Raw genomic sequence first — 11989 nt, forward strand, 5'->3', positions numbered from 1 at the left:
GTGATTCGGGTTAGTGGCCAACCGCGGCGGCACCCTTCTCACCGACCAGCTGGCCGGATGAGAAGCGTTCCAAACCGAAGCCTTGGATAATTTCTGGACGTTTACCGGTGGCAATGGTCTCGGCCATCGTTTCTCCGGCAACCGGACCGGCCTTGAAGCCGTAAGTTCCCCAACCGACGTCAACATAGAAGCCCTCGACCTCGGTTTCGCCCATAATTGGCGAGTAGTCCGGGGTCATGTCACACAGTCCAGCCCACTGGCGTAGCAGGCGCATCTTGGACAGCGATGGCATCAAGCTGAGCACGTTGGTGGCCAGGCCTTCTACGAATTCCAAGGTGCCGCGCATCGAATATGAGGTAAATGGATCGACACTGGCGCCGAAGACCAGCTCGCCGCGGTCGGTCTGGCTGACGTAAACGTGCAGTGTGCCCGAGACGACGACGGTGCCCAAGAATGGCTTGACCGGTTCGGTCACTGCTGCCTGTAGCGGTGAGGTGGTGACAGGCATCCGTACCCCGGCCATATCAGAAATGAGGGATGCCCAACCGGCAGTACAGTTAACCGCGGTGCCGGTGGCGATGTTGCCTTTGTCCGTACGAACCCGGGTCACACGACCATTTTCGACGTCGATGCCAGTGACTTCGGTGTGCTGGATAATGTGCACGCCCATCTCGTGTGCAGCACGGGCATAGCCCCAGACCACCGCGTCGTGGCGAATGGTACCGCCGGGTGGGTGGTAGAGCGCACCGAGTATTGGATACCGGGTGTCTTTGGAGATGTCGATGTAGGGGACGAGCTCTTTGATCTCATCTGGAGTAATGACTTTGGAATCAACGCCCTGGACCTGGTTAACCTGCGCACGCCACTGCATCGTGCGCATACCGCCGTCATCGTGAGCCAGCGACATGTGGCCCATCTGGGAGAACATCAGGTTGAAGTTCAGTTCTGACGAGAGCTGTTCATAGAGTTTCAACGAACGATCATAGAACTTCACGCCTTCTGGCGTCAGGTAGTTCGACCGCAGAATCGAGGTGTTACGACCCGAACCACCAGCACCAATGTAGTTCTTATCTATCACCGCGATGTCGGTAATGCCGTGATTCTTTGCCAGATAGTAGGCGGTTGCCAGGCCGTGAAGCCCACCACCAATAATGACGACTTCATAACTGTCTTTCATATCTGGTTCAGACCAGATTTCAGGCCAATCTTCTTGAGTGAGCCCTTTGGAGAACAGCTGGAAGGCGGAATAGCGTGAACGTTTCTTGCCGGGATTTGTATTATTCACCACGCGTATCAAGTCCTTTAAGTACGGGAATGCTCGTTATTGTCTACGGTGCCGTATCGGATATTCTGAGTATTCTTCGTGATCAATACAGATCGAAGAATGCTCTTTTTTACTGCTGTGAATTGTGCTCTGCGTTACAGTTGATCCCCAGGTTGCCACTGGCGATGCTCCTAGTCAAGGTTGAAAGAACGCACCCGATTTTGAGTTCGGGAGGCGGTGAAGGAAGGTCAAAAAACCTGCCTGGCTTCACTAAACAGCAGGATATTGGGCGCATAAATATGGCGGGGTGCGCGTATCGTTCTCCAAACAAAAATGATTATCGCTGAAACGGAAAGAGTGAGGGGTGCTGATGGCGTCGTCAGCAGGTGGGCATGACAAGCGTTGCGGTGATCTATGCTCCACTACGCAATGCCGGGGCGATCTCGTCGATCACCATTTTTAGCAGCGGCAAGGTCTTGTCTAAATCCGAGTAGAAGGGTACCAGAACTACGAGCGTGTCGGCCGCTGCCAGCGCGACATCGTTGCGCAGGTATTCAATAGTCTGGTCCATCGTGCCGGTTGCTGGGTGGGAGAACCGTCCTTTGGCCGGGAAGCCTGGTCGTCCTGTGCCGTTGGGGCAGATATTGTCTGTGTAGAAGCGCACGAGCCATTCAAATTCTTCGTCTGAGGCCGCACCGGTTATCGGAAGAATATTGCGACTCACTGCCACTTCCGGAGTACGATTCGGGTGCAGTTGCGCCATCTGCTGGCGATACTGCGCGATCTGCTGGTACTGGCGTGGTTCAAACCGAGCACCGGCCTCGTCTGTGACCGAGGAGAGCTGAAGTTTGAGTCCACGTGCTGCCGCTTGCTGCACACTATTCATGCTGCCAGCGCCGTACCAAATCCGGTCGCGCAAGCCTGGGGCCTCTGGTCGTGTGATCGCAGGTGAGCCTTCAGGAAGTCCCCACATAAAAGTGTCCGGCTCCGAAAGCAATGGTTTGCCTGCCACGCGATCCAGGAAACTGTCGAATTTATCCCAGGAATCATGCTTTGTCTTGACCTGCTCTGCCCAGTGCGTCTCGATGCCTTGTTCGGGCATGCTGGTCGAAAACCCGGCCTCGACGCGACCACCGCTAATCACATCTAGCGTTTGAAGTTCTTCTGCCAGGCGGATTGGATCTTCGGCATGCATGGGAATGACGCCGGTGCCAAGTCGCATCACGCTGGTATGTTGTGACGCCGCAGAGAGGAACGAGATGGGGCCGGACACATACGGCTGGAAGTGACGTACCCGCACCATGCCTAAGTCATAGCCAAGCTGTTCTGCTTCGCCAAACAGTCGCAAGCCTTCTTGCAGAACTGTGCTGGGATCACGACGTTCCTGCGTCAAGAAGGTCAGAAAACCCAGTTTGAGTGGACCGGAACGACGATGTGCTTGATATGCGTCGGAGGCCCAATCTGCTTTCCGAAGTTCGGGATCCCGTGCGTCGAGGGTGAGCGAATCTGCAATGGCATCAACGTTTGAGGTGGTCATGGCCACCAAGCTAGCAGGTGGCTCATTGAAGATGGCTGTGGAATGTTCTGATGCTAAGCGGCTAACGTTGGCAGTTTAGTTTTTGAGTAATACGCTCCGAAAGTCCTTGAGTAACCCCTAGTCAGTAGTATCTTCAGAGCATCACTTGCCTTATTAGAAATTGAAGATGGACATGCGCGCTCATACTCTTTCGGCTGCACTTGCTGCACTGTTGTTATTCGGACTAACTGGCTGTGGTGACGATACACTTGCCACTCCAGCTCCAGACGAAACGGTGTCAGCCCTTGAAACTCCTTCAGAAGAATCGTCTGATCCGGACCTGCCGACGAACGAAGACTTGGAACTATTCGTAGAAGCGATTGCTTCTGACAAAGTTGCGAGCCTGGAAGCAGCGCAAGCAGTAACGCAGGAAGGTTCTGCAGCTGCGGGCTACCTTGAGTACTACACCCACAACGTCAACGCACAAATTGATGCTGGCCTCTATTCATCGGACCTAGCTGGAAAAATCAAACCCTTAGAAAACGGGTTTGAAGTTTGCTATCCGGGTGAGGAACATTGCGCCGAGTATACAGATTTTGAAGGCAAAAACGGCAAGATCGTCGATTTTCATGTCGCTGAACAAGCAGTCTCTGAGCGTTTGGTCATGGGTGACGGTCAGAATGCCGAAACCTTTGGTGGCGCAGAGGTCGAATTCATCGCAGCGTATATGAATGCATCGAACTCCCACCTGATTGTTAGCTATAACTTGTACACCGGCGATGAAGAACTCGACATCCCATTGATTACCTACCGCAGTGCAGATGGCCGCCAATCCGAATCAGAGACGCACTATGGTATGTTCTCGTTATCTCCTGATTCGAAGAGTTCTTATGTTGCGTTCTTCCCTGGTGCTTCACTAGGCGGTGAAGTCCACCTCGACTTTTACTCTTACGAAACGTATCAAGATGACGTTGTCATCTTTGAGGTTAGCGAAGAGTAACCCTTTGCGTGATTTTTGCACGCATTGACGAATGACAACTTACTAGTCGTTGACTATCGTGCCCAGAAGGTCGTAGAACCCTTCTTGTACTCAATGCTGCGTTCGATAATCTCTGCGAGCAATGGGTAGTTGACCTCTTGTTTCCACAGGATACGAAACAGGGCCTTGCTGTGTGAATACTCAGCTTTGGTGAGTTTGTCTCGGAACTCTTCGAGTACTCGCAGCTCAGGAGCGATCGAAAAGTGCTTGCTCGATGCGCTGAAGCTAATAATGAACGTACCATTGTGTGTCATCATGGGCTGATTCCACTTGATCTCGACCTTGAGGTCCGGGAAAGTTTCCGTCACCCACTCAATAACGTGTTCAAGTTTGGCACGGTTCTCGTCGTTCGGAATGGTTTCTAAGTATTCCTGCAGTGTATCCATGGTTCCACTGTAGTTGGCGCTGCACGTTCATGAATAGCCCACCGCACTCGTAAGCCCAGCTATGGCGGCCTGCGTCTGGGCCACCTAGGATCTCAGATAGATTCGCAACACGTACTTGAAGAAAAGGATTGCAACTTGTCGCAGAACATAACGAGTAAAGCCACCGTGATGATTGAGCGTCCTGCGCGCTACGGTAAGCAACTGGTCAACCACTTGAAACGCAAAAGCGGTGGGGAATGGGATGCCGAAACCGAACGCGGCTGGGTCAATCTTGGGGAAGACCGTGCTGAAGTAGTCGCGGCGGCGGACCGGCTGGAACTGTCTGTTGAAGGACCCGCTGATGCTGTCGAACGACTTGAAGGTGTGGTCGGCCGTCACCTGGTGGGTTTTGCACGAAACCTAGACATTGAAGTGCAATGGCACCGTAACGATGATGCTGCGGGAACCCGTCAAGCCACCGAATAACTTCGAATTGGTTGTGTCAGAGTCTGCTCACCGACGGCGCCTAAACTCTGACACAACCAAGAGGCGGTCTCGTCGAACATATTCGAAGAGACCGCCTCTGGTAGTTCATCGGAGCGAATCCTGCGGGTGGTTGTTAGTTGCCGATCGGTGGCGGAGCGACGTCTTGGCGTTCCGGACGTCCATCCTCGGCAATCTTGACTTTCTTATCTCGTGGCACAGTCAAGATGATGGAAGCGATAGCCAGCGCAACCATCAAGACGTTGAAGAGCAGGCCGATGGCGCCACCAAAGCGCAAGGCGACGTTGTCCTGGCGTCCGATAAAGATATCGAGCTGCTCCAGTAATTCGGGGCTGGCGTTTTGGGCGGCAACATAGATGGCCGCCGACACCGCAACACCGATGGCGTTACCTAGCGAGGAGGCCATCTTGTAGATACCAGAGGCGGCACCGATTTGATCTTCTGGCACATTGGTCAGCGCCGCGTCCGTGGATGGAGTCGCGTAAAAGCCCAGACCAATACCAAACAGGGTGAAGCCGATGACCGTCGTCACTATGTATTGTTCGATCAGCAGGAAGGTCGGCGAGCACAACAGAATGCCCACCCCGGTGATCATGGAACCCCACAGCATCGGACGGCGCGGCCCGAATTTTTGTAGGAGTTTTTCACCCACCCGGATCGTGGAGATTATGGCGATTAGATAGCCCAGGGTCAACAGTCCAGACTGCAGCGCGGACATCCCGGCCGCAACTTGAACCAGACCGAGCGCGACGATCAGGGTTCCGGCGGCACCATTGAGCATGAAGTTCGACAGTGTTGCACCGGTGAACGTTCCGTTCCGAAACACCTGCAGGTCCAAGAATGGGGTCTTATGTTTGGTTTCGATCTGCAGGAAAATCAGGCCAGCGATCGAGGTAACTAGCAGCAATCCGATACCGGGCAGACTCAACCACCCGATGTTTGGTCCCTGCGAGATGTAGATATTCAGCGCCAGCAGTGCAATAACGAAGGCTACGACACCGCCCCAGTCGAATCGGTAGGCAGGGGCATTCGGATCTCTTGTAGCTTTCGACTCCGGGGTGCCCCGTAACAAGAACAGGGACACGACCCCGAGCACCGCTGAGATCCAGAAGATCGAGCGCCACCCGAGAAATGAGGTCGCCATGACGCCACCAAATAATGCGGTCAGACCGGAACCACCCCAGGAGCCGATGGACCAGAAGGAAATGGCGCGCTGGCGCTCTTTGCCCTCGTAGAAGGCTTTGAGTAGCGACATGGAGGACGGCATGATCGCCGCGGCGGAGAGTCCTTGCACAATGCGACCGCCCAGCAGCATGGCCGTGGTGAAGGCACCCATGTTCTCCGGGGTCAGCGCGATGAGTAGCGACCCGAGGATCGACAGGTAGATCCCGATGTAGAGGATTTTGACGCGCCCGATGCGGTCGGCCAGACCACCGGCGATCACAATGAAGAGTCCAGAGAACAGCGAGGTAATCGATACCGCCAGGTTAGCGGTGGTCAGCTCGATGCCCAGTGCATTTTGAATGCCCGGGATGACGTTGAGTAGCGTTTGGGCAAACAGCCAGAACGTGATGACAGCAATGACAACACCCAACAGCCATTTATCTGTAGGCTTCCACGATGTATTGGTGGTTTCTTGAGATGCGGTAGTCATGATTGCTCCTATTCTTTCGCGAGGTAGGACAGAGCGGCCACTACTTGCGTTTGAACGCCGATTTCTAGGGTTGGATCAATCTCTGGGGCGAAGAAGGGGGAGTGGTTTGCTGGAATATCTTGGGCAACCGTGCCCGATTCGACTGCCTTGCGATATTTTTCCGGGGCAACCGAACCGACAAACCAGAAGGTATAGGGAATCCCGAATGCATTGGGCAGACGGCTAAAGTCTTCCGATGCCGTGTATGGTTCGGTCTCATAGACCGCCTCCGCGCCGAAGAATTCGGTGAAAGCCTCGGTGACTTTGGCGTTGACATCCGGATCATTATCGGTCAGTGGGAACTGATCGTAGTATGCAAATTCAGGGTCTTTGGGCGATCCCGCGGCCTGACATTCGCCGCGCACAATGCGTTCAATGGCGGCCATGATGTTCTCACGGACCGCGGTGTCATAGGTGCGCAGGTTCAGCAACAGTTCTGCCCGATCGGCGATGATATTGGATTTCGACCCGGCGTTGAGGGCGCCAACGGTGACCACCGCGAATTGGCCGGGCCGGGTTTCACGTGACACGATCGTTTGCAGCCGCATCACAATCGACGACGCCAAGACCACCGGATCAACCGAGTTGTGCGGCATCGAGCCGTGGGCGCCGCGACCGTACACTGTGATCTTTAGGGAATCCCCGGCAGATAACACCGGGCCCGCGCTGGTCCCAATCGTGCCGGCCTGCGTTGACATCACATGCTGGGCCAGCGCCACATCGGGTTTTGGGATCTTATCAACCAGTCCGTCGTCCACCATCGCTTGGGCACCCTGTGCGGTTTCTTCACCAGGTTGGAACACGGCAATATAGGTCCCCGACCAGGCAGCTGTATTCGTTGCCAGCAGCTCAAGTGCACCCAGCAGTGTGGTTATGTGCATATCGTGTCCGCAGGCGTGCATGGCACCCTCGATGTGCGAGGCATACTCCAGGCCGGTCTGTTCATCCACCGGCAGGGCATCGGTATCGGCCCGGGCTAAAACAGTAGGACCGGTGCCGTTGCGAAGAATTGCGACGACGCCGGTCCCTCCGATACGTTGTACCTCGACATCAAGATGAGCAAGTTCGGCTTCAATGCGTTCAGCAGTCTTGTGTTCCTGCATGCTCAGCTCAGGCTGCTGATGCAGTTCGCGATAGACCTCGCGAAGTCGGGTCAGTAAATCGTCGATATTTTCTAAGAACTGTACAGACACTACAACCTCCCATATGGGCATCCGACCGTATCTGGGCCCTGGCCCCTGTCACTTGGATGACCGTATGAGACGGCCAAACGGTGACAACCTCGTACGAACTTATCCTCAGTATATGAACGAGACGGAACAAATGCATGAATTGGCTCTCGCCAAAAAAGACGCTGTGAGGTGCGAGGAAGTTCAATGAGCTTCAAGATTCTGAAGCTATCGCAGCCCAGTGTCGGGAGATCGGTTATTGGCAAATCTGGTGTAGGACAGGGATAAGGTAGCACTGTGGTCTCTCATACATCCCTTACTGCACTGACTCGACCGCCGGCCGCGGTGTCTCTGGCTGCCTTTACCTCCAGCGTGGACCGGTTTGGTGTCTCCCCGCTCCTGGTGATCTTGGCGTTGGACTTCGACGTCCCACTCAGTGTCGCGGTGGCGGTGGCCTCCGTCTACTTTTTCACCTATGGACTCAGCCAACCGCTGTGGGGCATGCTGTCCGATAAATTCGGCCGACTGACCATCATGCGCATTGCCCTCTCCGGGGCACTCATTTGCGGTCTGAGTTCTGCTTTTGCACCCAATCTGGTGCTGTTGACGATCGCGCGGGCCCTGACCGGTGGGTTCTTTGGAGCGATCGTTCCGGCGGCAATTACCTACGTGGGGGATACGACGGCGCTGCGCCACCGGCAATCAGCACTGTCCGATCTCATGGCAGCGATCGCAGTGGGCACAGCAGCGGCCACCGCGGCGGCGGGCTTCTTGGGACAGATCTTCACCTGGCGGGTCGTCTTCGCGATGTCCGCAACGCTTGCACTTGCAAGTCTCATACCGCTGTTTCGGCTGAGCGAACCCCACCGCGATCACCGCACCGGGGTGCTTGCTGCACTGAAACTGTTCTTTAGCGAAAAGTGGGCCGTCTTTGTGGTGTGCTTGGCATTTATTGAAGGTGCCCTGGTGCTCGGTCTGCTCACGCTGCTGGCACCGGCATTGGAATATCAAGGTATCGAAACAAGTTTGGCCGGACTGTCGGTAGCCGCCTACGGGGTGGCAACGCTGGTCTTTTCACGCCTGGTTCGTCCCATCACGGCCCGATTGAGCGGATCACACATCGTGCTGATCGGCGGCATCTGCCTCATTGTCGGGTTAGGCGCCGTTGCGGTGCATTTATCCGTGTTGACCGTCGTCATTGCAGCGGTGTTACTTGGTGGAACCTGGGCGTTTATGCACACCGGGCTACAATCTTGGGCAACCCAGGTGGTCCCGGAGGCCCGAGGGATGACGGTCGCCTTCTTTGCCGGCGCTCTGTTTGCCGGAAGTGCTGTCAGTACCGCGGTGGCGGGGACCTTAGCCGAAGCCGGTCGGTGGACACTGATTTTTGGAGCCAGTTCCGGGCTCGCGGTGGTCTTGACCTTGGTTGCTGTTGCGGGTTTGGCACGCTATCAGGCCACACGGTAGCCGGACACGAACAACGCACGTCACAAGCTACTCATTCAAGTCAGCGGACATTTGTTCGACAATATCGGGGTTTTCCTCCAACCAGGCATGGACTGCGCCCTGATCGTCGTCATCGAATTCGTTGACCATGGTGTTTTCCAGATCGGCGAATTGCTCATCGGTCAGTGAGAAGTTCTCGATCATGTTCGCGACTTCGGGGAACTCCTCGGTGAAACCGGCCCGTCCCAGAGTATGCAGTCCTTCTGGTTCACCATAAATATTGTCGCGATCTTCCAGCTGGCGCACATCGAAATTGACAGTCGCCCAGAACGGCGTCCACAGCGTCACAACGATCTCTTCTTCGTTATTCATTGCTCGTTCGAGGTCACCGAGCATAGCACTGGTGGAGGACAGCTGCAGCTCAAAATCTTGCTCGAGCCCATAGTGCGGTATGACCTCATCTTCGGTAATGCGACTGAGGCCGGCACCGGGTTCGATCCCCATGATTTGTCCGTCAAGAGCTTCGGCATGTTCGGGCAGATCTTCAATCGAGGTGATCTCTGAGTATTCGGGGACTGCTAAGAACAGCTTGGCGTCGTCGTACCAGACTCCTAAGTCTTCGAGATTATCGCCGTGTTCTTCCCAGTACACGTCGTGGGTTCGTTCCGGCCAGGTAGACCCGAACAGATCGACATCACCTTGAGCAACCGCCGTAAATGCCGGGGCCATGTCGCCAAGGTTTTGCACTTCGACGGTGTAGCCGTTTTCCTCGAGAACATATTCATAGAGGTGGGCCATGCCCGTCTGGTCGGTCCAACCTGGGATAGCGACGACCGAAATTTCGCCGCGATCCTCGCCACCGCCTTGAGTAGTATCTGCTGTGTCGTCGCCGTTACATCCAGCGAGTGCTAGGGATCCTGCCGCTACGACTGCGGCTAATTGAAATGGTCTTTTTACACTCTTCGTTTTCATGTTCCTTCCAAGGTAGAGATGCGAAACACCTGCGTGTAATAAGCAACCCGATGCTTTTAACCCTACGAGGAATTCAACTGCCATGGTGTAACGAATCAGAAAACGGGCCCGTGAGGTGGAGAACTACCGTGGTGCCGCTCAAAGTGGGCACGAGATGTCACCGCCAGAAGGGCGCATCTGTGCCCCACGAGTGCACCGGCGATTGATATTCGGTGAATGCCCCTGGGAAAGCAAGCACAGGCGGGGCACAGGTCATCACCACGGGAGCTTCCTGGGCCGTGGTATCAAGCTCGACAGACACGGTGGGCAGGTGCTGCACACTGGCAGCCGACAAACGTTTTTCCACAGGTCCGGCGGACAAAAACTCCTCGGCAAGCTGTGCCAAACTGATGCTGATCTCAAAAGAACCACCGGTTGACCGCTGTGCTCGCAGCGCCGTGGCAACGGCTGCGGCCAAGAAGTGTCCGGCCGAGTGATCCAACGCCTGCACGGGTAACGCTCCGGGAGTTGCGCCGTCGTCCTTGCTTTCCAACACAGCAATGCCACTGGCTGCCTGCACGAGACTATCGAATCCACGCCGCTGACCCCAGGGACCGTGCGTGCCCCAGGCGGAGAGTTGGGCGACAATGAGCCCCGGAAACCGCTGGTGCAACATTTTGACGTCAAGCCCATACTTTTCCAGGGCAGCAGGACGATAGTCATGGACGACGACGTCGGCTTCTAACAGCAACTGGTCTAGCTGTGCACGATCCTGAGGTTGATCGAGGTCCAGCAGGGCGGTTCGTTTGCCCTGCCCGGTATCTAGGTGTTGCCAGGCAGCTTCAGGAAGTTGCGGTGCATCGATCCGCAGCACATCTGCCCCGGCGAGCGCGAGATCGCGGGTGGCTACTGGTCCGGCAATCACACGCGTCAGATCGAGCACTCGGACGCCGGTCAGCGGCAGTGTGGCGGTGACTGGCCAGGAGCGAGGTGGCGCATCGCCTACTGCAGCGTAGTGCAGGATCGGGCTGTGTCGAATGCTTGGATATTGGGGATGGTCCTGCCATTCGGCAGGGGTCCGCACCGCGATCGCAAGAGCCCCGGCCGCCAGAGCATGTTGTTCCAGCTCCAAGCGTGACCACTGCTGCATGGCGGCTTCAACCGCTCCGCGCGGCGCGTCAGGAGCGATCTCAAGCAGCCGAGCAAGTCGTTGCGCATGATGCGGGTAGTTGCCGTGCGTACGGACCCAGCCATCGCGAACTTTCCAAAAGCCGGACAGTCCCGCCCAGATGGTGGGTGCTGATCCATCGAGACGGAATAATTTTTCACTGCCAAATGACGCCTGGACTTTGTGCGGATCCGGCATGACTGACACCTCGTGCGATGCGAATACACCACGGTCGATGCCCGCCAATGACAGTGCGAGCGACGCCAGAGCTACGCTGTCGAAGGCGAGTTCTCCGACTCGTAATCTCGACGTCCACCGCGGTGGCTCTTGAAGCGGTGGTATCAAGGCAAGCTCACCAGAGGTCAGCCCGAGTGCATCAGCGACTTTGTTGCCCACCTGATGTAAGGTGCGGTTCGTGTCGTGAGTATCGTGTGAACTAGTCGGCTCGTGGTGTGGATGTGCTGGGATCATCGTCGTCACCTCCAGTTGTCTCTTGTTTTATGGCCATCGACTGCTCGTCGTCAACCCCCTTGAGGATTTGACAGTGCAACGTTCGGGTCAAGGCGCTCCAAGGAGCACTTTTCCTGGAGTTTGTAGACCGAGAAACCACGAGTTCGAAAAACGTTTGAAGCATCTGCCAACCCCAGCGGTGATTTGAACCAACGGTACATGGCTGGCCCCTGAGCACTCACCAAAACTTTGCCGGTATCGCGAAATGGGTCCGGTGATTCATAATATTGCTATACCGGCTCATCGTAAAAATGAGTGTAGTTGGTGTCTGAATCCGCCGGTGTCGAGCAGTGCTCTGGTGATGTAATGCATGAGGTTACGGAAGCCTAGGGCGGTGCCGCGCAGGTGTTCGATTCTGCCGTTG

Annotated in this window: 10 protein-coding genes; 3 read left to right on the top strand and 7 right to left on the bottom strand. The window is 55.7% G+C overall.

Annotated features, from left to right (window positions below):
• Window positions 1-10: 10 nt before the first annotated feature.
• Together A6F49_RS15525 and A6F49_RS15530 are read right to left on the bottom strand one after the other, a co-directional pair.
• Window positions 11-1288 (bottom strand): FAD-dependent oxidoreductase, encoded by a 1278-nt coding sequence (locus A6F49_RS15525; RefSeq protein WP_235605038.1) that lies wholly within the window; start codon window positions 1286-1288, stop codon window positions 11-13.
• Window positions 1289-1676: 388 nt separating this feature from the next.
• Window positions 1677-2801, bottom strand: a complete 1125-nt coding sequence (locus A6F49_RS15530; RefSeq protein WP_043055492.1) for an LLM class flavin-dependent oxidoreductase — start codon at window positions 2799-2801, stop codon at window positions 1677-1679.
• A gap of 166 nt (window positions 2802-2967) precedes the next feature.
• Between A6F49_RS15530 and A6F49_RS15535 the strand changes: the two genes are divergently transcribed.
• The gene (locus A6F49_RS15535) at window positions 2968-3780 is read left to right on the top strand and encodes a hypothetical protein (protein WP_043055493.1); all 813 of its coding nucleotides are present in this window, start codon (window positions 2968-2970) and stop codon (window positions 3778-3780) included.
• 53 nt (window positions 3781-3833) lie between these two features.
• Here A6F49_RS15535 and A6F49_RS15540 read toward each other — a convergent pair whose 3' ends face one another.
• The gene (locus A6F49_RS15540; RefSeq protein ID WP_043055494.1) at window positions 3834-4205 is read right to left on the bottom strand and encodes an iron chaperone; all 372 of its coding nucleotides are present in this window, start codon (window positions 4203-4205) and stop codon (window positions 3834-3836) included.
• Between the two features lie 135 nt (window positions 4206-4340).
• Here A6F49_RS15540 and A6F49_RS15545 point away from each other — a divergent pair, with 135 nt between their 5' ends.
• Window positions 4341-4670, top strand: coding sequence for a DUF2218 domain-containing protein (locus A6F49_RS15545; protein ID WP_052504640.1), 330 nt, complete (start codon window positions 4341-4343; stop codon window positions 4668-4670).
• A gap of 133 nt (window positions 4671-4803) precedes the next feature.
• On the opposite strand, the gene A6F49_RS15550 is transcribed toward A6F49_RS15545, so the two are convergent.
• Window positions 4804-6342 (bottom strand): MFS transporter, encoded by a 1539-nt coding sequence (locus tag A6F49_RS15550; protein WP_043055496.1) that lies wholly within the window; start codon window positions 6340-6342, stop codon window positions 4804-4806.
• Window positions 6343-6350: 8 nt separating this feature from the next.
• Window positions 6351-7595: a M20 family metallopeptidase gene (locus tag A6F49_RS15555; protein WP_082911850.1), complete on the bottom strand. Its 1245-nt coding sequence runs from the start codon at window positions 7593-7595 to the stop codon at window positions 6351-6353.
• Window positions 7596-7847: 252 nt separating this feature from the next.
• Here A6F49_RS15555 and A6F49_RS15560 point away from each other — a divergent pair, with 252 nt between their 5' ends.
• On the top strand, window positions 7848-9017 hold the full coding sequence (locus tag A6F49_RS15560) for an MFS transporter (protein ID WP_043055497.1): 1170 nt from the start codon (window positions 7848-7850) through the stop codon (window positions 9015-9017).
• A 27-nt stretch (window positions 9018-9044) separates the two neighbouring features.
• Here the strand turns inward: A6F49_RS15560 and A6F49_RS15565 are convergent, their stop codons facing one another.
• Complete coding sequence (locus A6F49_RS15565) at window positions 9045-9968, bottom strand: glycine betaine ABC transporter substrate-binding protein (RefSeq protein WP_043055498.1); 924 nt, start codon at window positions 9966-9968, stop codon at window positions 9045-9047.
• A 157-nt stretch (window positions 9969-10125) separates the two neighbouring features.
• Complete coding sequence (locus A6F49_RS15570) at window positions 10126-11586, bottom strand: CoA transferase (protein WP_052499944.1); 1461 nt, start codon at window positions 11584-11586, stop codon at window positions 10126-10128.
• Between the last annotated feature and the right edge of the window lie 403 nt (window positions 11587-11989).

The organism is Enteractinococcus helveticum (genome assembly GCF_001657475.1).
Classification (GTDB): domain Bacteria; phylum Actinomycetota; class Actinomycetes; order Actinomycetales; family Micrococcaceae; genus Yaniella; species Yaniella helvetica.